Source organism: Neisseria sp. DTU_2021_1001991_1_SI_NGA_ILE_055 (assembly GCF_032342915.1).
GTDB lineage: Bacteria > Pseudomonadota > Gammaproteobacteria > Burkholderiales > Neisseriaceae > Neisseria.
The window spans coordinates 1,079,885-1,101,253 of sequence record NZ_CP135440.1 but is presented as its reverse complement, the minus strand read 5'-3'; the positions used below and the strand labels follow the sequence as shown (position 1 = coordinate 1,101,253).

Genomic DNA, 21,369 nt, shown 5'->3' with positions numbered 1-21,369 from the left:
AAAATGTGCATGGTGGGGATACATTTCAGACGGCCTTATTTGCTGCTTTTCAACAAAGCGGTCAAATCCCCGATAAATTTCGGTTCCCGTTTGATGAGGTAAACAATCAACGGAAGATTACCCACGGCCACAATCAAATACAGCAGCGTAATGCTGTCGAACAACATCAGCAAAACCGCGCTCAGAATGGCAGCCGACACCATAAACACGCCGTTGATGATGTTGTTGGCGGCGACGGCGTGGGCGCGGAAGGTTTCGCTGCTGGCGGTTTGCAGCCAAGTGTAGAGTGGTACGGAGAAAAAGCCGCCGAAAAAGCCGATGGCCGACATCACGAGCATAATCGGATACGCTTGGGCTTGCGATAAAAACCAGATAATGCCGTTTAATTCGGTAAAGCGTTGGCCGTGGGTCAGCCACACCAGCAATAATCCACAGACCGTCAGCCCCAGAGTGCCGATGGTGACCAAGCCCAAAATCAGGCGCTCGTGGCTGAGTTTGGCGCATAATACTGAGCCGATGGCGATACCGATGGAGAACAGCGCCAACATCAAGTTGAACACATTATCGTTGCCGCCCAAATGGATTTGCGTGAACGTCGGCAGTTGGGTGGTATAAACCGAGCCGACAAACCAAAACCATGAAATACCGATGATGGACGTGAATACGGGACGATTGGCCGCCGCTTCACGAATCAGTGAATTCGTGCCTTTGATGATGTTCCATTCGATTTTTGTGTCCGGCATTTTAGCGGCTACAGACGGCATAAACAGGCTGGTCATCGTGCCGCCGATAGCGGCCAACAACACCAAACCGCCAACAATATACGGCGGAACGCCTGCGACTGCGGTGCCCAAAATCTGGCCGAGCAAGATGGCAATAAACGTACCCGATTCAATCAGGCTGTTGCCCATAATCAGTTCTTTGTCGTTGAGGTAATCGGGCAAAATGGCGTATTTCAGCGGGCCGAACAAAGTCGATTGCGTGCCCATGCAAAACAGGCAGATTAAAAGCAAAGGCGCGGATTGGATGTAGAAGCCATACGCCGCCACTGCCATAATGATGATTTCCAACAGCTTGATCCAGCGCGCCAAAACGGCTTTGTCGAATTTGTTGCTCAGTTGCCCTGAAAGCGCGGAAAACAGGAAGTAGGGCAGGATAAACAACATCGCGCCCAAGTTCAGCATTTGGCTGGATGGCAGAAAGTCGTTTTTGCCCAAACCGTAAAAACTGATCATCACGAATAATGCGGTTTTGAACACATTATCGTTCAACGCGCCCAAAAACTGCGTCCCAAAGAGCGGCGCAAAACGGCGGGTTGTGTGGAAATTCAGATTGTCTTTTTTAAGGCTCATTGTTCGGATTCTTTGTCTTCGTCTTTTTCGATCAGTTTTTCAGTGGAGTCGTCGTCCATCAAAATGCGGTGTGCAGGTCCTTCAAGGTCGTCAAACTGTCCGTTTTTACCCGACCACCAGAAAAACCAGCCGATAATAAAGGCCAAAATAATGCTGATGGGGACAAGGATAAACATACTTTCCATTACATCGCTCCGGTCAAATCGGTCAGGATAAAGGTTTTGCCGCTGATGGTCAGGTATTCGTTGCGCAGCGCGCCGATGTTTTTATCGTCAAAAAACAATTCGATACGGTCTTTGACCACGCGCCAGTATTGCGGAATATCGGTTTGCTCGAAAGGCGACAATACCGCCGCTGCGGCTGCGTCTTCACTTTGCAGCTTGATTGCGAAGCGTCCGCTTTGCGGCGGATTTTGCGACTCATCGTCTGCCAACATAATAAAAAATCCGGCGTGCTCGCCGTCTTGAGTGTGGATACTGAAATAATGCATATCGGGAAATCTTCAAAACCGCCGTCATTTTTCAGACGGCCTAAAATAAAATTCTGTCCATTTTACATCAAATATTAAATCAAGCAGCCGATTACATTTTTTGTTAGAATACGGCGTTTACTTTGTTAATCTGTTCAGACCGCTACCCACTACGTCCCACAAGGGGTGCAACATAGCCGGAGCAGCAGTAAGGTCCCGACAAAAATGCCGTCTGAAACCTCAAGGAGCATAAAATGACACAAAAATTAATCTTGGTTTTGAACTGCGGCAGCTCTTCCCTCAAAGGTGCCGTATTGGATAACGACAGCGGCGAAGTATTACTGAGCTGCCTGGCAGAAAAACTCAATCTGCCTGATGCCTACATTACCTTCAAATTTAACGGCGAAAAACATAAAGTTGAATTGGCTGCCAAGCCAGACCATACCGGCGCGGTAGAAGCACTGATGGACGAGCTCAAAGCCCACGGCCTCGACACTCGTATCGGTGCGATCGGCCACCGCGTGGTAAGCGGCGGCGAATTGTACAGCGAATCCATTTTGGTTACCGACGAAGTTATCGACGGTATCGAAAAATGTATTCCACTTGCTCCTCTGCACAACCCGGCCCACCTTTTAGGTCTGCGCGCTGCACAAACCATTTTCAAAGGCCTGCCGAACGTTGTCGTATTCGACACCGCATTCCATCAAACCATGCCTGAACACGCTTACAAATATGCTGTTCCACATGAATTGTATGAAAAATACGGCTTGCGCCGCTACGGTGCGCATGGTACCAGCTACCGCTTCGTTTCTGATGAAACTGCACGCTTCCTCGGCAAAGACAAAAAAGATTTGCGCATGGTTATTGCCCACTTGGGTAACGGCGCATCCATTACCGCCGTTGCCAACGGCCAATCTCAAGACACCAGCATGGGCCTGACTCCGCTGGAAGGTTTGGTAATGGGTACCCGCAGCGGCGATATCGACCCTGCCGTTTTCAGTTTCTTGGCTGAAAACGCCAACATGACCATTTCCCAAATTACCGAAATGCTGAACAAAAAATCCGGCCTGCTCGGTATCTCCGGTTTGTCCAACGACTGCCGTACCATTGAAGAAGAAGCTGCCAACGGCCACGCAGGTGCCAAACTGGCTCTGGAAATCTTCATCTACCGCTTGGCTAAATACATTGGCAGCATGACAGTAGCAGCCGGTGGTTTGGACGCCTTGGTATTCACCGGCGGCATCGGCGAAAACTCCGACATCATCCGCGAACGCGTATTGGGCTACTTGGGCTTCCTCGGTCTGTACATCGACCAAGAAGCCAACCTGAAAGCCCGCTTCGGCAATGCCGGTGTGATTACCACTGCCGACAGCAAAGCTGTTGCCGTTGTGATTCCTACCAACGAAGAATTGATGATTGCACACGATACTGCCCGTCTGAGCGGCCTGTAATCCGTCATGATTGAAAACCTGTCCGTAAGGACAGGTTTTTTATTGTGTATAGATGAAGAAAATTTTGAGGATATATCGAAAAAAGCCGGCAAATATTGTGTTTGTCGGCTTTTGAGTCAGTATTGTATCAAGAATGCTGATAGATAGAGATAGGTTTAGAACTTATAACTGATGGTAAACAGCAAAGTCCTGCCTCGTGCGTAGTTGTTCAAGACGGAGCGTGTCGTGCCGCCATATTTGCCGTTGCATAAACCGTTGGCATCACATTCGACCTCTTCATCATCCAAACCGCCTTTTCTTTCAAATACGCTGAAATAGCGCTGGGTTGCGGCATCGTTTGCGGCATCCAAAGGATCGATATAGCGTTTATTGAACGCATTTTGAATGTCGAAACGAAGGATAAGGTTTTTCTTCGGTTCATAATTGGCATAGAAATCAAAAATCAGCGGCTGTCTGTTGATGCTTTCTGTTTTTTTGATCGTCCTTCTGCCCATTTGGTGTGAAGAGTAGGTATTGGCGCCGGTTGTTCCGTCAACAAATTCCTCTTCAGTTGTTGCCCGTGTACTTTTGCCGTAATAGCGCATAATGCCGCCGATGGTCAATTTGTTGCCCAACCAGCGTGAGCCCAATTCAAACCGACCGTAATCTCGGGGCAGGCGGGAAATTTTGCTTAAGCCGTAGCCTTGTTTGATTTGGTCTTCTTTAGAAGAGTTGCGGGGCGATTCGCTGGCATCACTATAGTTGGTCGGCTGGTTGGTTTTTTGATAGGCGTAAGACAGGGTGGTAAAAAAGCGACCGAAATCATAGTTCATTTCCACTTCCAAACCATTTTTATGGACAGGTTTGGCGTAGTTTCGATGCTGGATGGAGTATTGCAGGCCGGTGCTGGTTACCCAGCTGGGTGCTTGATCCAAATCCCACCATTTGCCATAAACATTGTGGATATAGTTGTTGATCCTGCTGCGATAGGCGACCAGTTTGAAACCCAATACATCGTCCGGCTTGAAAATCCCTTTTTTGAAGGTATTGAAACCTATTTGGTAAGTATTGGCCTGTTCCGGCTTGAGGGCGGTATTGACGCCCGAGTCGCCGATTTGTGAAAAATACATTTCTTGAATATTCGGCATTCTATGCGTACGCGAATAGCTGATAAACGGCATAAAGTAGTCGTTGACATTGATGTTTAATGCCACCGAATGGTTTACCGCATGCTTTTTACCGGATTTGGTATAAACCGGTTCATAAAGGTCGCAGCTTGGTGTGCAATGCTGTTTATAAATTTCAGAATCTTCTCCAAATGCTTTTTTAAAGTCTTCTTGGGTATTGAAGTAGTCGGTATATTCGCCCTTGTAGCGGTAGTTGACCATATTGGCGCTGTAATTCAATTGATAAATGCCTTTTTTCAAGGAAGTATCAAAATAGAACGTATTGAATTTTTGCTGGCCTGAAGGTTGCAATATGGTTGATTTCTGAGGAAATATTCCTTTGTCTCCTTTGAAGCGGCCTAAAAAGCTGTACAGGCCGGCATCTTGATCTGGGCCGTCGTAAAAAAGGCTCAGCTCTTCCGGAAAGCGGTTTTTACTGTATTGGTTTTTAAAGAAATTGAAACCGACAGTAGCTTTTAAATCTGTTTTTTGGGGAAGTTTGAAAGAAAAGCTGTTGTTGATATCCAAAAGATTGGCTGTGTTTTTGGTTTCCAAATAATCAAGCAACCCCCATCCTGAAAAACGTGAGTTTTTCGGATATTTTTGTTTTCCCAAATTATGGGCGGCCAACACGTTTAAATCGACATAATCGCCAATGTTTAAATTGTAATTGGCTTGGTAGTTGCGGTTTTCTACTTTGCGGCTGCCGATACGGTTATTCATGGTACGAAGCTGAAGGTCCAGCTTGTTGTTGTCGTTTTCGTATTCCACTTTGACCAAATGGCTGTTTGAGCGTTGCTGCAGGCTGGTCGGGTCGATTGGAGTCAGATCCCATTGCGGTGCCAAATTCTCTTTCCAGCTTCTTTCCAAGTCATCGACATAATCTCTTTGTAAAACTTCAGGATCGTTATATTTTTTGGAGAAAGGGTAGTCCCAATAGCTTTTACCGACCGCATTGCGCTTGGAAAAGTCACGAACCCAGAGATTTTGTTCGTGGTCGAATTTCAATAAGTTGCTCTCAAAATATTCTTGTTTTTTACGGTCCAAATATTCCTCGCCAAAATTGCCGATACGCTGACCGCCGCCGCCTACTTTATAGTTTTGCTCGACATTACGGTGGCTGTAACCATATAACGCGCCAAGGCGCGCTCCGCTGTCAAACCATTTTTGTACTGCTCCGGTTGCCATAAAATTGCTTTTGGTGCTGTTTGTGCCGGTCAATCCTTTGGTCAAGAGGCCGAAGGTATTGTTTCCGTGTACCACATCGTCTACCCGTAAAGTACGGAAATTGGCTGTACCGGATAAGGTATTGATGCCGTTGGCACCCGAGAAACTGCCTTTGGTTACATCGACGCCGGCAATAAAATTGGGATCCAGTGCCGTGCCGAATTGAGAAGAGCTGCCGCTGCGTCCGGCATCGGCAGAAGTGGAATAGAATGTTTGGGTTACGCCGTCCACCATCGTATTGACACGTCCCAAGCCGCTATCGCCACGGATATTGACCGCCAATACCCCCGATCCCTTGTCTTGTTGGGTGAAAACGCCGGGCATACTCCGAACGATGGTATCGATGTTTTCGCTGGATTGATAAACGCGTTCACGCGAACTTTTGGCTTGGCCTTCGGTAAAAACTTTTTTCTCTTTGGCAATGTGTTTGCCTTTGACTTGAATTTCATCAAGCTCTTGAGTTGAAACCTCTTCTTCTGCGTGTGCGATGCTTGTTATAGCCAGTAAAGATAATGTTAGTAGATTTAATTTGAAATTCGGATTCATGATGGTTACCTCAGAAACGAAGTCGCTACTTTATAACATATTATTAAACTTTACAAATATTTTGATAATGGTTTTTATTTGTTAAAAAATAAAGTAAAATTTTGTTTTAGAATATAATCCAAGCGCATATGATTAATTTGGCTGAAAAGATAAAGCAGGTCTGAAGTTGAATTGGGTTGGTCGAGAAAAGGGGAGATTTAATTGAATTTAAACAGCCGGAAGAAGAAAATTTGATTGCGATATGTGAATTGAGCCGTCGGTTTCAAATGAAACCGGTAAAAAACATGAAATGCAAAATATAAAGTCGATATAGAAAGGTTTGAAGTCAGTTGAAGAAAAGGCCGTCTGAAAATGATATTTCAGACGGCCTTTATTGCTTTAAGCCTTATTCCGGACCGCGGAATGTGTCGTGGCAGGATTTGCAGCTTGCACCGGTTTCACCGTAAGCGGCTTTGATTTCTTCGAGCTTGCCGGTTTGGGCGGCGGCGTTGAGTTTTTCAACTGCTGCGACGAATTTTTCTTCTTCGGCTTTGAATGTGGCTGTGTCTGTCCAGATGGCAGGCAGGGCGCGGCCGTTGCCTTGAGGGTCGGATTCAAACAGGGTGAACGGTTTTTTGCTGTTTTCGGCGAAGGTTGCGGCAGCTTGTTTGAATTTTTCTACATCGTAAGGCTCTTCGTCTTTGACCATTTTGCCCATGCGGGTAAACTCGGGCATCATGGATTTGAACGCGGCCGTACGGTCTTCGGAAATAGGGCCTTTAGGCTGGGAAGGCGCACCGCTGCCGCCGCAGGCGGAAAGGGTGAGCGCCACTGTTGCCAAAGCAACAGGGAGAAAACGGGTTTTCATATGGAGTGTGTCCTATTGTGATGATATGATTATCGTTAAATTTAGAATCAGCCGGCCAACCACTCAGGCCGTCTGATAAGGCGTTATCATACCTTAAACCCAAGTCTGAAACGAGTATAGAAAGGAAACGATATGGCAATTTTGATTACCGGGGCATCGGCAGGATTCGGTGCGGCAATGTGCCGTACTTTTGTTGCGGCAGGCTATCATGTCATCGGCGCGGCACGGCGCGAAGACAAATTGCAGCAGTTGGCAGAGGAATTGGGCGAGCAGTTTTATCCTTTAGAAATGGATGTTTCGCGCACGGAGTCGATTCAAAACGCTTTGAACAGCCTGCCCGAGCATTTAGCTGAAATCGATTGCCTGATCAACAACGCCGGTTTGGCTTTAGGTCTGGATTCCGCCGATAAAGCCGATTTTGGCGATTGGGAAACCATGATTCAAACCAATATCATCGGCCTGACTTTTCTGACCCGCCAGATTTTGCCGCAAATGGTCGCGCGCAAACAGGGCTACATCATCAATTTGGGTTCGATTGCCGGCAGTTATGCTTATTCCGGCAGTAATGTCTATGGTGCAACCAAGGCTTTTGTGCGCCAATTCAGTATGAACCTACGCGCCGAATTGGCAGATAAAAATATCCGCATTACCAATATTGAACCGGGTTTGTGCGGCGATACCGAGTTTTCCAACGTCCGTTTCAAAGGCGACGACCAGCGTGCGGCCGAGGTTTATGAGAATGTCGAGTTTATCCAGCCGCAAGATATTGCCGATACCGCTTTATGGCTCTACCAGCGTCCGGCGCGGATGAACGTCAATTCCATCGAAATCATGCCGGTTGCCCAGACTTTTGCAGGCATGAAAGTTTACCGTGACGCGCCTGCTCCGGTGAAACAAGAAACGTTTGAAAAACAAAGCATGTCTTTGTTTGGAAAAATTAAATCTTGGTTTAAGTAATCGGCATCAGGCCGTCTGAACGTTTCAGACGGCCTCTTTGTTATCTGAAATTGAACAAACACGCTATAATGTAATTTTTTATTAACAAGGCCGTCTGAAAGGCTGTTTCAGTTATGAACGCAATCAAACAAAAAATCTTAGAACAAGCGCAGCGCGATGGCGTGCAGGTAACCGCATTGCGCGAGCAAGTGCTTGATATTGTTTTGAAACAAAGCGGCGTGATTAAAGCCTACAACGTTCTGTCGCAGATGCAGCAGCAAAGCGAGGGCGTGGTTGCGCCGCCGACGGCCTACCGCGCCCTTGATTTTTGGGCGGAACAGGGTGTTTTGCACAAAGTGGCGGCGGTCAACGGCTATATTTTGTGCAGCCACGCGCAGCACGAGTGCAACGACCATTGCCATGACCACGAAGAAGCCGAAGCGCACCACAGCGCGTTTATTTTGGTCTGCACCGAATGCGGTACGGCAGATGAGCAGACCTTGAGCCAAGAATGGGCGGCTTTGCGTGCAGGCGTGGCTGAAACCGGTTTCTCATTAAAAGAAGAACATGTTGTTTTAACAGGAATTTGTAAAAAATGTCAGAAGTAAAAAAGACTAAAGTCCACCTGATTTCAGGCTTCCTCGGAACAGGTAAAACCACCGCACTCAAAAGTCTGATGGCGCAAAAAGACCCAAACGAAAAATGGGTCATCATTGTCAACGAATTTGGCGAAATCGGCATTGACGGCGCCGTCTTGAGCGACAACGGCATTCCCGTGGCAGAAATTGCCGGCGGCTGTTTGTGTTGTACTGCCGGCGCGCAAATGGGTACGACCGTACAAAAAATGCTGCGCGATGCCCAACCCGACCGCTTGATGATTGAAGCCAGCGGCCTGGCGCACGCCGCCAGCGTTATCGACGAACTGAAAGCCAAGCCACTCGACAGTATGCTGGAAATCGGAGCCGTCTTTACCGTTGTCGATCCACGCCAATTCATTAATCCCGATTACGCGCAACAAGCCTTGTATAAAGACCAAATCGGCATTTGCGACGTATTGGTCGCCAGCAAAACCGACTTGTGCACGCCGGAGCAGCTTGCCGAATTTCACGATAAAGCGTCCAAGCTGTTCCCGCCTAAAGCCAAAGTGGTTGAAGTACAAAATGCGCAACTCGACATCCAATGGCTTGATATTCCCGTTGTCGAAAAATCGCGCTACCGCCTCAAAGCCCTGCCGGACAACACCATGGGCTTCCAGTCTCAAGGCTTCACGTTTCCTGCCGGACGTGATTTCGACGGTGAAAAACTGACCGATTTCTTCAACGACCTGCCTAAATTTACAGACGGCCTCGTCCGCGCCAAAGGCGTGTTCCAAGTGCTCGGTACATGGGTATGGCTCAACTGGGTGGACGGTCAATGGGGCGCAAACCAAGTTTCGTGGCGCCGTGACTCGCGCTTTGAGCTGATTGCCAAATCGTTTGACGCGGATTTAATTGAGAAGAAATTGCAGGAGGCCTTAGAGAAGTAAATCATCGGCCAAACGCTTATTAATCCGTTACTATATGCTGTCTGAGGTCAGTGGTTTCAGACGGCCTTCAAATCAAAAAATAGAGGAACACTTTATCATGTGGCGTTATATCTTTCATCGTTTGCTCCTTTTGATTCCCACGTTGTTGGGGATTTTGGCGATTACCTTCGCCGTCATTCAGTTTGTTCCCGGCGGTCCGGTGGAACAGATGGTTCAGCAGCTGACGCAGGGTGCGGTTGGCGGCGAGACGGCGGGACGCAGTATGCCTGGAACTTTGGCTAAAAACGGCAACCGCATCAGTGCGGAAGATTTGGCCGCTCTGAATGCTTTATACGGTTTCGACAAGCCGCCTGTGACGCGATTTGTGGATATGGTATGGAAATTCGCCCGGTTCGACTTGGGTGAGAGCTTTTTCCACCATCAAACCGTATTTGAGCTGGTAAAAGAGAAAATGCCGGTGTCGATGAGTTTGGGTTTGTGGACGTTCTTCCTGACTTATTTGATATGTATTCCGTTGGGTATTGCCAAGGCGGTCAGGGATGGTAGCCGATTCGATACAATTACGGGCATGATCATTTTGGTCGGCTATACCGTACCGCCGTTTGTCTTGGGCTTGGTGTTGCTGGTGTTGTTTGGCGGCGGCAGCTTTTTTGCCTGGTTTCCGCAGGGTGGTTTGGTCGGTGATGATTTCGATACGCTCTCTTGGGCAGGAAAAGTCAAAGATTATCTGTGGCATATGGCTTTGCCGATTACCGCTTCGGTGGCAGGCAACTTGGCGGTGATGACCGTATTGACGAAAAACGTATTCCTTGAAGAAATCCGCCGTCAATATGTTTATACCGCGCGAGCCAAGGGCTTGCCTGAGAAGCAGATTTTGTGGAAACATATTTTCCGCAACGCCATGATTCCTCTGATTACCGGTTTCCCGGCCGCATTTATCGGCGCATTCTTTACCGGAAGCCTGTTGATTGAAACGTTGTTCTCGCTGGACGGATTGGGTTTGCTGTCTTACGAGGCAGTGATGAAACGTGATTATCCTGTCGTAATGGGTACGCTGTACGTGTTCACGCTGATGGGGTTGTTGGCTAAATTGGTGTCAGATATTTCGTATTCGTGGGTCGATCCGCGCATTCACTTTGGCGGACAGAAATAAGGCCGTCTGAAAATATCTTCAATCTATTATTAAAGAATGTTTCGAACCATGAAAAAGAAAAAATCTACTTCAAACCCTACTTGGCAAGCCTTTAAACAGCATAAGCGCGGTTGGTTGGCTTTGCGGATTTTGGCCGTTTTGTTTGTCGTCACTTTGCTTGCACCTTTGTGGAGCAACGACAAACCTTTGTGGATACGTTATCAGGGCGAGTATTTCTTCCCTTTGGTAACTGAATACAATGAAGCCACATTTGGCGGCGATTTCGATACGCCGGCGGATTATCTGGATCCGCTTATCCGCCACAACATTACTTCAGACGGCAATTTTGCCTTTTACCTGCCCAATCCTTACGATGCCGATACCTTGAACGATTTTGATACGGTACCCGATCCGGCCAAACCGTCCGAACGGCATATCTTGGGAACGGACGACCGTGGCCGCGACCTGCTGGCGCGCTTGGTTTACGGTTTCCGTGATTCGCTGTTGTTTGCCTTGGTGTTGACCGTGGTGACTACCGTTATTGGCGTGATTGCAGGCGCGGTGCAGGGTTATTTCGGCGGTAAAACCGACCTTCTGATGCAGCGTTTTATCGAGGTTTGGGGCGGTATGCCGGAGTTGTACCTCCTGATTATCCTGTCTTCGTTCTTTAATCCGGGACTGTTGATTTTGCTGGTATTGCTGTCGCTTTTCGGCTGGATGGGCTTGTCCGACTATGTCCGCGCCGAGTTTTTGAAAAACCGCCAGACCGATTATGTTTTGGCGGCGCGCGCGATGGGTGTGGGCAACCGTGAAATCATGTGGCGCCATATCCTGCCCAACAGCTTGACGCCGGTATTGGCCTTCCTGCCTTTCCGTATTTCCGGTGCGGTACTCGCCCTGACCAGTTTGGACTTCTTGGGCTTGGGCGTACCTGCCTCACAGGCGAGTTTGGGCGAGTTGCTGGCGCAAGGCAAAGACAACTTGGACGCGTGGTGGATCGGCCTGTCTGCTGTTGCTACGCTGACGGTAATGCTGCTTTTGCTGGTTATGATTGGCGAAGGTTTGCGTCAGGCATTTGACGTACGCGCACGCAGTTAATTGCTTTTCTAAAGCGTGAAGAGGGTGGGCGGAAAAGCCTGTCCTGCATTCTTAGGGCCGTCTGAAAAGTTTCAGACGGTCTCATCCATTCGTTTGAATCATTAAAAACCATGAATCAAGAAATCACATTTCTTACTCTTTTTCTGCTCGGCTTTTTTGGCGGAACGCATTGCGTCGGTATGTGCGGCGGATTGAGCAGCGCATTTGCTTTGCAGCTGCCGCCACATTTAAACCGAATCGGGCTGATTGTATTGTTGAACTTGGGGCGCATCAGCAGCTATGTCGTCATTGGCCTGTTGGTCGGTTTGGTCGGGCAGGTCGGCATTTCCTTGGATGATACGCGCGCGGTTCAAAACGGTTTGTATATTGCCGCCAATGTTTTGCTGCTTTTGCTCGGTCTGTATCTTGCCGGTATTTCGACTGCCGCAACCAAAATCGAAGGCATCGGCAAACCGATATGGAAACGCCTGAATCCTTTACTGAACAAATTGCTGCCGATTAAATCTGTGCCAGCCTGTTTCGGCGTGGGCGTGCTTTGGGGTTGGCTGCCTTGCGGTTTGGTGTACAGCGCGTCTTTGTATGCTTTGGGCAGCGGCAATGCTTTGCACGGCGGACTATATATGCTGGCGTTTGCATTGGGGACCTTGCCGAATCTGCTCGCGATGGGCATATTTGCCGCGCAGTTGAAAACCTTTCTGCAAAAACGCATGGTTCGTTTGTGCGCCGGATTGTTGGTGGCAGGATGGGCGATATGGCGCTTGGCTGTATTTGCGATGGGGCAAATCGGGTAAGGTAAAAAGGTTTTATTTAGTTTGTTGTTTTGCAATCAAAAAGGCCGTCTGAAAGAATTTCAGACGGCCTTTTTACAAGAAAGATTAATGTATCAAATTCCAAGCCATTTTGGCGGCAATCAGCAGCAACATAATACCGAAGGCGATTTTGAGTTTTCGGGCGGGCAGCTTGTGTGCCGTTTTTACGCCGAGCGGCGCAAAGAGGATGGTGGCAATGCTCAATATGGCTACTGCCGGAAGATAGATAAAGCCTGCCGCGCCTTCAGGCAGGTTGGTAATATGCAAACCGTTGGCAAAATAGCCGATGGTGCCGGCAATCGCAATCGGCCATGCCAGACCTGAAGATGTGCCGATGGCACGGTGCGCCGGAAAGTTGCAATACAGCAGAAATGGAACGGATAGCGAACCTCCGCCGATACCGACCCAGCTTGAAGCCGCCCCAAAAAGCGTACCGACGGCTGTCAGGCCGGGGAGTTCAGGCAGGGTGCGTGAAGGTTTGGGTTTGGAATCGCGTAGGGTTTTAAGTGCGATAAAGGCAAGAAATGTAATAAAGAAAACCTGCAAAGCCAGCGTCGGCATATATTTTGCCGTTGCCGCGCCGAGGAGTACGCCGAGTATCATGCCCGGCGTCATTCGGCGGACGGTCACCCAATCGATGGCGTGCTTTTTATGTTGGGCGTACATACTGGAGAAGGTGGTAAACACCATTACGGCAAAGGAAGTGCCGATGGCGAGATGCTGGGCATAGGGGTGGCCGCCTATGCCTTGCAGTTGCAATGCCCATAAGACAACGGGGACAATCAGCGTGCCACCGCCTACGCCGAATAGTCCGGCAATAAAGCCCGCCGCGCTACCGACGGCGAGCAGGGAAAGGATGATGTCCCAAGACCACATTTCAGACGGCCTTGTCGTGTTTGTGAGTTTTATGGCGTTTTTTAAACCAACGGATGACTGCCATCACATAACCGGACAGGCTGTAACCGAGGAAAAACAGGAAGAGGACGAGTGAAGGCTTCCAGTTGATGAGCAGCAATACCAACACGGCCAACACCATGCCCATAAACGGCACTTGGCGGCGGATATTGATTTCTTTGAAGCTCCAAAACGGAATCTGCACAATCATGGAAATACCGGCAAACAGGGTAATGCCCAATGCCCACCAATGTACGCTTGGAAAGCGTTCGACGCTGTGGTTGACCCAAATCAGGCCGACAATCAACGCAGCGGCGGTCGGGCTGGGCACGCCGATAAACCAGCGTTTATCGACTTTGCCGATAAGCGTGTTGAACAGCGCCAAACGCAGGGCGGCGCAGGCGCAGTAGATAAAGGCGACGGAATAGCCGATTTTGCCAAACTGCCAAAGTTGCCATTTGTAGGCAATCAGGGCAGGCGCGACGCCGAAACTGACCATATCGGCAAGGCTGTCGAGCTGTTCGCCGAACGCGCTTTGGCTGTTGGTCAGCCGCGCCACGCGTCCGTCCATGCCGTCGAGCAACATGGAAAGGAAAACTGCAATCGCTGCTGTTTCATAACGTCCGTGCATGGACTGGGTGATGGCGAAAAACGCGCAAAACAGTGCGGCGATGGTAAAGGAATTGGGCAGCAGGTAAATGCTGTTTTTGCGGATGGAGTTGCGCGGTGGAATCGGATTTTCTGTATTTTGTGAGTTGTCCATAATGTTTCCGTATATGCTGCGGGTGCAGATAAGGCATTATACCGCATTGGCAGGTTAAGGATTTTTAAAAGGTAGTCGTAGTTTCACTTCATCGGCATAAAGTTTCAGACGGCCTTTATTGCGTCAGTCAAACAACTCGCCCTGCGCCTGCTCTTTGGTCACGCGTACGTCGGTTTCGCCGTCGGCAAAAGTGATGTGCAGTTTCTGCCCTTGTTTCAACGTATCGGTATTGCGGATGACTTGTCCTCGTGTGTTTTTGACGACCGAGAAGCCGCGTTCCAGAATATGTTGAGGTGAGACGGCTTCGAGCAATGCGGCTTGGGCGGTCAGGCTTTGACGGCGGTGGGTAAGCAGCTGGCGGAAGGAATGCGATAGGGTCGTCTGAAAGTGGTTGATGTTGTGTTTGTAAACGGAAACATCAGGACGGTAATGGTTCAGGGTTTGGGTTTGGCGTTCAAAACGGGCAGTATGGGCACGGAGGTTTTGCGTCATCGAGTAAGACAGCGTTTGCGCCAGCTTGCTGATTGAAGCGCGCTGATCGTCAAGTTTTTGGCGCGGATGACGGATTTGCCGCGCGAGCCAGTCGAGCTTTTGGCTGGCATCGAAATAGCGTTGTTCCAAAACGGTTTTCAGACGGCCTTGGGATTGGGCGAGGCGGTGTAACGATTCTTGACGGTTTGGGCTGACCAATTCTGCCGCGCCGGTCGGCGTGGGCGCGCGTACGTCGGCAACAAAATCGGCGAGCGTGAAATCGGTTTCGTGTCCTACACCGCTGACGACGGGAATCGCGCAGGCTTCGATGGCGCGCACAACTGGTTCTTCATTAAATGCCCATAAGTCTTCAATGCTGCCGCCGCCGCGACAGACAATCAACACATCGCATTCGGCGCGTTGCGAAGCGGTTTTAATCGCTTGGGCAATTTGCAATTCGCTGCCTGTGCCTTGTACGGGCGTCGGATAAACGATGACGGGAATTTCGGGTGCGCGGCGGTTTAATGTGGTTACAACATCGCGCAATGCCGCCGCCGCCAGGCTGGTGACGATGCCGATACATTGCGGACGGGCGGGCAATGGTTTTTTGCGTTCTGCCGAAAACGCGCCTTCCGCCTGCAACTGCGCCTTTAATCGTTCATAGGCTTCGTAAAGCTGCCCCAAGCCTTTGAGCCGTACTTCGTTCACCGTAATCTGAAATTCGCCCCGCGCTTCATAAATACTGATTTTTCCTGATACTTCGATATGGTCGCCTTCTTTCAAAGGCTTCGCCAAACGCGCCGCCGCACCTTTAAACATCGCGCAACGTACCTGCGCGCGGCTGTCTTTGAGTGAGAAATAATAATGTCCGCTGGCGGCACGGGTCAGATTGGACACTTCGCCGGCAATCCATAAACCTGCGAGATGGTCTTCCAACAAGGCTTTGGCGAGGGCGTTGAGTTCGGATACGGAAATGGAGGAGGGTGCGAAGAGTTCGGACATTGCGAAACAGAAAAATTGGGGAAAGCTGAATTATAAGGGTTTTAGGGCGATTCGTTGTATTCGTTTTTATGAAACTTGCGCCCTTTGTTTTAATATTATCAAAGCTGCATGTTCAGACAGCCTTGTCCGGGCAGGCTTGTGTTATATTATCGTTTGATTTTCGCTTCAAAAGCCGTGCGTATGCCCAAACTCCACCAAATTATCGAGCGCCATTGGCAATCCCCCAATCCGTTTTTGTCTTTGCTGCTCAAACCATTGTCCAAGTTGTTTGCCAAAATTGCGGCGAAACGGCGCAATGATTTTGTTTCAGGCCGTCTGAAAAGCGAAAAATTGCCTGTGCCAGTGGTGGTGGTCGGTAATATCCATGCAGGCGGGACGGGGAAAACGCCGATAGTCGCCGCGCTGGTGTCGGGCTTGCAGGAAAAGGGCGTTAAGGTCGGTATCATCAGCCGAGGTTACGGGCGTAAGAGTAAGGCGGTTCATGTATTGAATACAGCCAGCAGCGCGGCAGATGCAGGCGACGAGCCTTTATTGCTGTTTCGCCAAACCGATGCGCCGACGGCGGTAGGCAGTAGCCGTGCAGAAGCAGGCAGGGCATTGCTTGCAGCGCATCCGGAGCTTGAATTGATTGTGGCCGACGACGGCTTGCAACATTATGCCTTGCAGCGCGATATGGAAATTGCCGTATTCCCGGCGGTAGATACAGGGCGCACCAATTTGGATTTGCTGCCCAACGGCAGCTTGCGCGAACCTTTGTCTCGTTTGGCTTCCGTTGATGCGGTTGTCGTCAGCGGCGGAAAAGCAGATGCGGCGTTTAGGCCGTCTGAAAATATGTTTGCCAGCCATATTGAAACAGGGCAGATTTACCGTTTGAACAGGCCGTCTGAAAAATTGAATTTGGAAGGCTTGGAAAATCAAACCGTCGTCGCCGTCGCCGGTATCGCCAAGCCGGAGCGTTTTTTCGATTCGCTGCGGAACATGGGCATTACCTTGAATCAAACCGTCGCACTGCCCGACCATGCCGACATCGCAGCGGCGGACTTGCCCAATGCGGACATGGTCATTATTACGGAGAAAGATGCGGTCAAGTTTTCAGACGGACACGGCCTGAATCATGTGTGGGTGTTGCCTGTTTATGCGATAATTGAGCCGGACTTGGCGGCGTTTGTATCCGCGAATGTTTCAATCTAAATGCTTATAGATGTTTCACAGATGTTTTAAAGATGATCTTCAAACTACGCGATAGGAGTAAATCATGAAGTTAAAATATTTGTTGGTCGCTTGCGCAGCTTTATTTGTATCCACCCAAAGCTTAGCTGCTAAACCAAGTGATGAATCTGTAATGAAATGGTTGGATATTCAAAACATAAGCAATAATTATAGCGAGAAGGTACAACGTTCTTTGGAGATGGTGAATAAAGAGGACAATGAGCGCTTGTTAGCGATGACGCCCAAAGCGCAAAAAGCGCAGATGAAGGCGGTCATCAGCCGTTATATGAAAAATATGCAAGACGATTTGAGTCGCCCTGAGTTGAAAAAACAATGGTTGGATGAAGAAAAGCGTGCCGTACAGAAAGTATTTACACAAGAAGAAGTCGATGTAACCAACCGTTTTTTCTCTTCGGCTCAGAGAAAAAATATTTTGAAAAAGATAAGAAATTTACAACAGCATGGTGGAAATCTTGAGGATGTATTGAGCCAATCGGATATAGAAAAGATGGCTGAAGCATTTGGGCATGGTGCCGGTAAGTCTGCGCTCGAGAAAATTAAGCATTTCGATAAGCTGAGTGATGAGATTATCCACAAAACCATGAGTCAAAACTACCTCAATGCAAGCAATAAATATACGCCTGCTTTTGAGGAGCAAACACATGGTATTTTATGCAAAGGCAACCAACATTTGCCGAAGTGTGCCAAATAATTTTCCGACTATCTGAAAATATTTATTTTTTGTTGAAAGGTAGAAAAAGATGAAGCTGAAAACCTTATTATTGCCCTTCGCCGTACTGGTATTGTGTGCCAATGCGTTTGCCGCTACACCTAGCGATGAGTCACTGGAGCGTTGGTTGGATACGCAGTTTTTTGACCGGGAATTAGAAAAAAATATGATTGACGGTTTCAATGTTGGATTTAAACCGTATGCAGATAAAGCCCTTGCCAAAGTACCAGAAGCGAAAAAAGAGCAAATGGCAAAAGCTATTGATCGTTATCGCGAAAATGTTTTGAGAGATTTGATCACGCCCGAAGTGAAACAGACTATCCGCAATAATTTATTAAAGAATGCTAAATTAACATATACTCAAGAAGAAGTTGACGGCATGATTGCCTTTAATAGTTCACCTGTCGGGCAGGCTGTTGTTGTTAAGACTCCTTTTATGCTCAATCAAGCTATGAACGAACTAATGACTTTTGGATTGGCATTAACAGAGAAAGTTGCACAGCGTCATATGCCTGAATTTGCGAAAGAGATGCAAGGTATCATGTGCGGTGGCAAAAAACCTGATACAAGCTGTAAACAAGCCAAACAGGTTGGGAAAAAGCATAAGAAATAAATTATAGTCGTCTGAAAATATTTCAGACGACCTCCAATTTATCAAACGAAAGAAACCCATGGAAAAAAAATTCTTAGACATCCTCGTCTGCCCCGTTACCAAAGGCAGGCTGGAATATCATCAAGACAAACAGGAATTGTGGAGCCGTCAGGCGAAGCTGGCTTATCCGATTAAAGACGGCATCCCTTATATGCTGGAAAATGAAGCACGAGCGTTGAGCGAAGAGGAACTGAAAGCATGACCGAATTTTTCGTATTGATTCCGGCGCGGCTGGATTCATCGCGCCTGCCCGGAAAAGCCTTGGCGGACATCCACGGCAAACCGATGGTTGTACGCGTTGCCGAACAAGCAGCAAAAAGCAAGGCTGCGCGTGTTGTCGTTGCCACCGACCATCCCGATATTCAGACGGCCTGTCAGGCGCACGGTGTCGAAGTGGTCATGACTTCCAATCAACACGAAAGCGGTACAACGCGCCTTGCCGAAGCGGCCAGTACGCTGAAACTGCCGCAGCATCTGATTGTCGTGAACGTACAAGGCGACGAGCCTTTAATCGATCCCGAACTCATCAACCGTACGGCTGAAGTTTTAGTTGAAAACAATGTGCAAATGGCGACGGCCGCCCACGAATTGCACGATTTTGACGAGTTTATGAATCCCAACGTCGTCAAAGCCGTCCTCGACAAAAACCGCAACGCCATCTATTTCAGCCGCGCCCCGATTCCTTATCCGCGCGACGCCATGCGCGCCGAAAAACGCGAATTACCTTCAGAAACAGCTGTTTTGCGCCATATCGGCATTTATGCCTATCGTGCAGGTTTCCTGCAACGCTATTCCGAAATGGAAGTTTCTCCTTTGGAAACCATCGAATCGCTGGAACAATTGCGCGTCTTGTGGCACGGCTATCCGATTGCCGTTGAAATTGCTCGAGAAGCGCCAGCCGCCGGCGTGGATACACAGGAAGATTTGGACAGGGTAAGGGCTGTGTTCGAGGCCGTCTGAAAGGAAAAAACATGAATGATTTACGCCATTTGAGCCGTGACGAACAAAAACTGCTTGCCGATGTCGCTTTGCTGGTCAAAGACGACGATCAAGAGTTCAACTACGAAATGTTGAAAGTGGCCGCGCCCGACGAGGCCAGCGGCGAATTTTGGTTTCGCATGGCAGAAATGCTCAGCACCCTGCCGCCCAACCAGTCTTTAGATTTGCGCATGACCGGCGGACGGTTGGCGGTCGCCGTATCGATTTTATCGGTGTTGTTGCAGGAAAGCCCCGACATTCCCCAGCTTTGGGCACAAAAAGTGATTGCGCTCAACTATCTGGCACACGGCCATCGGACACGCGCCCTCGGTTTGGCGCAGCAGCCGGACAAAGCGGCAGAAGCCAACGAGGAAGAATATTTGGCAAAAGCCTTGTCCCAAAATCTACTTTCCACGTTGAAAGACGCGTTGGAACGCTTCCCCGAAGACAGCTGGTTTATCGAAATGCGCGATGATGCGTGGCAGCACTTTGGCGCAGAGCAGGCCGTCTGAAGTTTTGAACGATAAACGCAAGGCGTGTAGAATTAAACAAACATCAAATCCATAAACCAAGAAGGACTCATCATGAAAGTATTATTGTTGGGCGCACCCGGCGCAGGCAAAGGCACTCAAGCCCAATTCATCACCGCTGCATTCGGCATTCCTCAAATTTCTACCGGCGACATGCTCCGCGCAGCCATCAAAGCAGGCACCCCGCTGGGTTTGGAAGCAAAAAAAATTATTGATGAAGGCGGTTTGGTGCGCGACGACATCATCATCGGCATGGTGAAAGAACGCATCGCCCAAGACGACTGCAAAAACGGTTTCCTGTTTGACGGTTTTCCACGCACATTGGCACAAGCCGAAGCGATGGTTGAAGCAGGCGTGGATTTGGACGCGGTTGTTGAAATCGACGTACCCGACAGCGTGATTGTCGACCGCATGAGCGGCCGCCGCGTGCATTTGGCTTCCGGCCGTACTTACCACGTTACCTACAATCCGCCTAAAGTCGAAGGCAAAGACGACGTAACCGGCGAAGATTTGATTCAACGCGACGACGACAAAGAAGAAACCGTGAAAAAACGCCTTGCCGTTTACCATGAACAAACCGAAGTTTTGGTTGATTTCTACAGCAAACTGGAAGGCGAACACGCACCTAAATACATCAAAGTTGACGGCACTCAGCCGGTAGAAGCCGTGAAAGCCGAAGTATTGAAAGGTTTGGGCAAATAAGTTTTGCCAAAGTAAAATCATAAGGCCGTCTGAAAAAATATTTTCAGACGGCCTTATGTGTACAAAAGCTGTTAAAATCGAAGCTATAACCGTTTATCCGCAGGCATCTTATGAATCCCTTAATCTCCGACTTCCAAACCCAGCAACAACGTACTCCCGTTATCGTCGCCCTTGATTTTGCCAACGAAAAAGACACGCTCGGATTTGTCCGTAATCTTGACCCGACATTGTGTCAAATCAAAATCGGCAAAGAGCTGTTTACCGCGACCGGTCGCAGTTTGGCGGAAAGCTTAATCAATCAAGGTTTCAAACTTTTCCTCGATTTGAAATACCACGATATTCCCCACACCGTCGCTCAGGCATGCAAAGTTGCCGCCGATATGGGCGTTTGGATGGTCGATATGCACGCATCGGGCGGCCGCCGCATGATGGAAGCCGCCGTAGAAGCCGTTGCCGGATATCATACCAAGCCGCTTTTGATCGGTGTAACCGTGTTGACCAGCATGGAACAAAGCGACTTGGCAGAAATCGGTTTGAACATCGCCCCTGAAGAGCAAGTCATCCGCTTGGCGAAACTGGCGCAAAGTTCGGGCTTGGACGGCGTGGTATGTTCCGCTCAAGAAGCCGCACCATTGCGCCGCGAATTGGGACAAGATTTCGTCTTGGTCACACCGGGTATCCGCTTGGACGTTGCCGGCAATAACGACGATCAACGCCGCATCATGACACCGGCCGAAGCATTGGCGGCAGGCTCGACTTATCTGGTAATGGGCCGTCCGGTAACCAAAGCTGCCGATCCGGTAGCCGTATTGCGCGAAGTGAACCGCGTGGCGAACCTTGAAGCAAACTGATTTTCAGACGACCTTACAGGTTGAGGCCGTCTGAAAAAACACAACGGAGG

General features: G+C 49.1%; 23 protein-coding genes. 15 read left to right on the top strand and 8 right to left on the bottom strand.

What is annotated here, in order from left to right:
- Positions 1–35: 35 nt before the first annotated feature.
- From RRV97_RS05195 to RRV97_RS05185, 3 genes are read right to left on the bottom strand one after another with little or no spacing between them, the layout of a single operon-like run.
- Positions 36–1,352: an MFS transporter gene (locus RRV97_RS05195; RefSeq protein WP_315612168.1), complete on the bottom strand. Its 1,317-nt coding sequence runs from the start codon at positions 1,350–1,352 to the stop codon at positions 36–38.
- Positions 1,349–1,537: a cbb3-type cytochrome oxidase assembly protein CcoS gene (ccoS, locus tag RRV97_RS05190; RefSeq protein ID WP_049323541.1), complete on the bottom strand. Its 189-nt coding sequence runs from the start codon at positions 1,535–1,537 to the stop codon at positions 1,349–1,351. Before ccoS ends, RRV97_RS05195 begins: the two co-directional genes overlap by 4 nt.
- Complete coding sequence (locus tag RRV97_RS05185; protein WP_003746064.1) at positions 1,537–1,842, bottom strand: HLGFF motif protein; 306 nt, start codon at positions 1,840–1,842, stop codon at positions 1,537–1,539. Before RRV97_RS05185 ends, ccoS begins: the two co-directional genes overlap by 1 nt.
- Before the next feature lie 233 nt (positions 1,843–2,075).
- Between RRV97_RS05185 and RRV97_RS05180 the strand changes: the two genes are divergently transcribed.
- The gene (locus tag RRV97_RS05180) at positions 2,076–3,272 is read left to right on the top strand and encodes an acetate kinase (RefSeq protein WP_315612167.1); all 1,197 of its coding nucleotides are present in this window, start codon (positions 2,076–2,078) and stop codon (positions 3,270–3,272) included.
- A gap of 155 nt (positions 3,273–3,427) precedes the next feature.
- Here the strand turns inward: RRV97_RS05180 and RRV97_RS05175 are convergent, their stop codons facing one another.
- Positions 3,428–6,190 (bottom strand): TonB-dependent receptor domain-containing protein, encoded by a 2,763-nt coding sequence (locus RRV97_RS05175; protein ID WP_315612166.1) that lies wholly within the window; start codon positions 6,188–6,190, stop codon positions 3,428–3,430.
- 385 nt (positions 6,191–6,575) lie between these two features.
- Entirely contained in the window at positions 6,576–7,037 is a 462-nt protein-coding gene (locus RRV97_RS05170; protein WP_315612165.1) for a c-type cytochrome, read from the bottom strand.
- A gap of 132 nt (positions 7,038–7,169) precedes the next feature.
- On the opposite strand from RRV97_RS05170, the gene RRV97_RS05165 reads away from it, so the two are divergent.
- The 6 genes from RRV97_RS05165 to RRV97_RS05140 all read left to right on the top strand — a co-directional run bounded on the left by RRV97_RS05165 (position 7,170) and on the right by RRV97_RS05140 (position 12,519).
- Positions 7,170–7,994 carry an SDR family oxidoreductase gene (locus RRV97_RS05165; protein WP_315612164.1) on the top strand — a complete coding sequence of 275 codons (825 nt, stop codon included), beginning with the start codon at positions 7,170–7,172 and terminating at the stop codon, positions 7,992–7,994.
- 113 nt (positions 7,995–8,107) lie between these two features.
- A complete protein-coding gene (locus tag RRV97_RS05160) occupies positions 8,108–8,581 on the top strand; it encodes a Fur family transcriptional regulator (RefSeq protein ID WP_049329244.1) in 474 nt (157 codons plus the stop codon).
- Positions 8,569–9,498 carry a CobW family GTP-binding protein gene (locus RRV97_RS05155; RefSeq protein WP_049351199.1) on the top strand — a complete coding sequence of 310 codons (930 nt, stop codon included), beginning with the start codon at positions 8,569–8,571 and terminating at the stop codon, positions 9,496–9,498. The genes RRV97_RS05160 and RRV97_RS05155 overlap by 13 nt, the downstream gene beginning before the upstream one ends.
- Positions 9,499–9,595: 97 nt before the next feature.
- Positions 9,596–10,651 carry an ABC transporter permease subunit gene (locus tag RRV97_RS05150; RefSeq protein WP_315612163.1) on the top strand — a complete coding sequence of 352 codons (1,056 nt, stop codon included), beginning with the start codon at positions 9,596–9,598 and terminating at the stop codon, positions 10,649–10,651.
- Positions 10,652–10,687: 36 nt separating this feature from the next.
- On the top strand, positions 10,688–11,728 hold the full coding sequence (locus tag RRV97_RS05145; protein WP_315612162.1) for an ABC transporter permease: 1,041 nt from the start codon (positions 10,688–10,690) through the stop codon (positions 11,726–11,728).
- Positions 11,729–11,838: 110 nt separating this feature from the next.
- Positions 11,839–12,519 (top strand): sulfite exporter TauE/SafE family protein, encoded by a 681-nt coding sequence (locus RRV97_RS05140; RefSeq protein WP_003680951.1) that lies wholly within the window; start codon positions 11,839–11,841, stop codon positions 12,517–12,519.
- 84 nt (positions 12,520–12,603) lie between these two features.
- Here RRV97_RS05140 and RRV97_RS05135 read toward each other — a convergent pair whose 3' ends face one another.
- The 3 genes from RRV97_RS05135 to xseA form a co-directional block, all read right to left on the bottom strand.
- Positions 12,604–13,413, bottom strand: a complete 810-nt coding sequence (locus RRV97_RS05135) for a sulfite exporter TauE/SafE family protein (protein ID WP_315612161.1) — start codon at positions 13,411–13,413, stop codon at positions 12,604–12,606.
- 1 nt (position 13,414) lies between these two features.
- Positions 13,415–14,194, bottom strand: a complete 780-nt coding sequence (pssA, locus tag RRV97_RS05130) for a CDP-diacylglycerol--serine O-phosphatidyltransferase (RefSeq protein ID WP_315612160.1) — start codon at positions 14,192–14,194, stop codon at positions 13,415–13,417.
- A gap of 123 nt (positions 14,195–14,317) precedes the next feature.
- Entirely contained in the window at positions 14,318–15,667 is a 1,350-nt protein-coding gene (gene xseA, locus RRV97_RS05125; RefSeq protein WP_315612159.1) for an exodeoxyribonuclease VII large subunit, read from the bottom strand.
- 180 nt (positions 15,668–15,847) lie between these two features.
- Here xseA and lpxK point away from each other — a divergent pair, with 180 nt between their 5' ends.
- The 8 genes from lpxK to pyrF all read left to right on the top strand — a co-directional run bounded on the left by lpxK (position 15,848) and on the right by pyrF (position 21,319).
- Positions 15,848–16,858 (top strand): tetraacyldisaccharide 4'-kinase, encoded by a 1,011-nt coding sequence (gene lpxK, locus RRV97_RS05120; RefSeq protein WP_315612158.1) that lies wholly within the window; start codon positions 15,848–15,850, stop codon positions 16,856–16,858.
- Positions 16,859–16,922: 64 nt separating this feature from the next.
- On the top strand, positions 16,923–17,588 hold the full coding sequence (locus RRV97_RS05115; protein ID WP_315612157.1) for a hypothetical protein: 666 nt from the start codon (positions 16,923–16,925) through the stop codon (positions 17,586–17,588).
- Positions 17,589–17,637: 49 nt separating this feature from the next.
- On the top strand, positions 17,638–18,219 hold the full coding sequence (locus RRV97_RS05110) for a DUF2059 domain-containing protein (RefSeq protein ID WP_315612156.1): 582 nt from the start codon (positions 17,638–17,640) through the stop codon (positions 18,217–18,219).
- 58 nt (positions 18,220–18,277) lie between these two features.
- Positions 18,278–18,460, top strand: coding sequence for a Trm112 family protein (locus RRV97_RS05105; protein WP_002221286.1), 183 nt, complete (start codon positions 18,278–18,280; stop codon positions 18,458–18,460).
- Entirely contained in the window at positions 18,457–19,218 is a 762-nt protein-coding gene (gene kdsB / locus RRV97_RS05100) for a 3-deoxy-manno-octulosonate cytidylyltransferase (protein ID WP_315612155.1), read from the top strand. The genes RRV97_RS05105 and kdsB overlap by 4 nt, the downstream gene beginning before the upstream one ends.
- A gap of 11 nt (positions 19,219–19,229) precedes the next feature.
- Positions 19,230–19,748, top strand: coding sequence for a hypothetical protein (locus RRV97_RS05095; protein ID WP_003746102.1), 519 nt, complete (start codon positions 19,230–19,232; stop codon positions 19,746–19,748).
- 72 nt (positions 19,749–19,820) lie between these two features.
- Positions 19,821–20,468 carry an adenylate kinase gene (gene adk, locus RRV97_RS05090; protein WP_003682888.1) on the top strand — a complete coding sequence of 216 codons (648 nt, stop codon included), beginning with the start codon at positions 19,821–19,823 and terminating at the stop codon, positions 20,466–20,468.
- Positions 20,469–20,578: 110 nt separating this feature from the next.
- On the top strand, positions 20,579–21,319 hold the full coding sequence (pyrF, locus tag RRV97_RS05085; protein ID WP_315612154.1) for an orotidine-5'-phosphate decarboxylase: 741 nt from the start codon (positions 20,579–20,581) through the stop codon (positions 21,317–21,319).
- The last annotated feature ends 50 nt before the right edge of the window (positions 21,320–21,369 follow it).

What these genes read in the sequence shown, in the direction of transcription:
- RRV97_RS05140 (WP_003680951.1), top strand. Translation starts at nt 11,839, where the DNA reads ATGAATCAAGAAATCACATTTCTTACTCTTTTTCTGCTCGGCTTTTTT.
- RRV97_RS05115 (WP_315612157.1), top strand. Translation starts at nt 16,923, where the DNA reads ATGAAGTTAAAATATTTGTTGGTCGCTTGCGCAGCTTTATTTGTATCC.
- RRV97_RS05185 (WP_003746064.1), bottom strand. Translation starts at nt 1,842, where the DNA reads ATGCATTATTTCAGTATCCACACTCAAGACGGCGAGCACGCCGGATTT.
- RRV97_RS05180 (WP_315612167.1), top strand. Translation starts at nt 2,076, where the DNA reads ATGACACAAAAATTAATCTTGGTTTTGAACTGCGGCAGCTCTTCCCTC.
- adk (WP_003682888.1), top strand. Translation starts at nt 19,821, where the DNA reads ATGAAAGTATTATTGTTGGGCGCACCCGGCGCAGGCAAAGGCACTCAA.
- RRV97_RS05145 (WP_315612162.1), top strand. Translation starts at nt 10,688, where the DNA reads ATGTTTCGAACCATGAAAAAGAAAAAATCTACTTCAAACCCTACTTGG.
- lpxK (WP_315612158.1), top strand. Translation starts at nt 15,848, where the DNA reads ATGCCCAAACTCCACCAAATTATCGAGCGCCATTGGCAATCCCCCAAT.
- RRV97_RS05175 (WP_315612166.1), bottom strand. Translation starts at nt 6,190, where the DNA reads ATGAATCCGAATTTCAAATTAAATCTACTAACATTATCTTTACTGGCT.
- ccoS (WP_049323541.1), bottom strand. Translation starts at nt 1,537, where the DNA reads ATGGAAAGTATGTTTATCCTTGTCCCCATCAGCATTATTTTGGCCTTT.
- RRV97_RS05110 (WP_315612156.1), top strand. Translation starts at nt 17,638, where the DNA reads ATGAAGCTGAAAACCTTATTATTGCCCTTCGCCGTACTGGTATTGTGT.
- pyrF (WP_315612154.1), top strand. Translation starts at nt 20,579, where the DNA reads ATGAATCCCTTAATCTCCGACTTCCAAACCCAGCAACAACGTACTCCC.
- kdsB (WP_315612155.1), top strand. Translation starts at nt 18,457, where the DNA reads ATGACCGAATTTTTCGTATTGATTCCGGCGCGGCTGGATTCATCGCGC.
- pssA (WP_315612160.1), bottom strand. Translation starts at nt 14,194, where the DNA reads ATGGACAACTCACAAAATACAGAAAATCCGATTCCACCGCGCAACTCC.
- xseA (WP_315612159.1), bottom strand. Translation starts at nt 15,667, where the DNA reads ATGTCCGAACTCTTCGCACCCTCCTCCATTTCCGTATCCGAACTCAAC.
- RRV97_RS05195 (WP_315612168.1), bottom strand. Translation starts at nt 1,352, where the DNA reads ATGAGCCTTAAAAAAGACAATCTGAATTTCCACACAACCCGCCGTTTT.
- RRV97_RS05160 (WP_049329244.1), top strand. Translation starts at nt 8,108, where the DNA reads ATGAACGCAATCAAACAAAAAATCTTAGAACAAGCGCAGCGCGATGGC.
- RRV97_RS05155 (WP_049351199.1), top strand. Translation starts at nt 8,569, where the DNA reads ATGTCAGAAGTAAAAAAGACTAAAGTCCACCTGATTTCAGGCTTCCTC.
- RRV97_RS05095 (WP_003746102.1), top strand. Translation starts at nt 19,230, where the DNA reads ATGAATGATTTACGCCATTTGAGCCGTGACGAACAAAAACTGCTTGCC.
- RRV97_RS05150 (WP_315612163.1), top strand. Translation starts at nt 9,596, where the DNA reads ATGTGGCGTTATATCTTTCATCGTTTGCTCCTTTTGATTCCCACGTTG.
- RRV97_RS05105 (WP_002221286.1), top strand. Translation starts at nt 18,278, where the DNA reads ATGGAAAAAAAATTCTTAGACATCCTCGTCTGCCCCGTTACCAAAGGC.
- RRV97_RS05135 (WP_315612161.1), bottom strand. Translation starts at nt 13,413, where the DNA reads ATGTGGTCTTGGGACATCATCCTTTCCCTGCTCGCCGTCGGTAGCGCG.
- RRV97_RS05165 (WP_315612164.1), top strand. Translation starts at nt 7,170, where the DNA reads ATGGCAATTTTGATTACCGGGGCATCGGCAGGATTCGGTGCGGCAATG.
- RRV97_RS05170 (WP_315612165.1), bottom strand. Translation starts at nt 7,037, where the DNA reads ATGAAAACCCGTTTTCTCCCTGTTGCTTTGGCAACAGTGGCGCTCACC.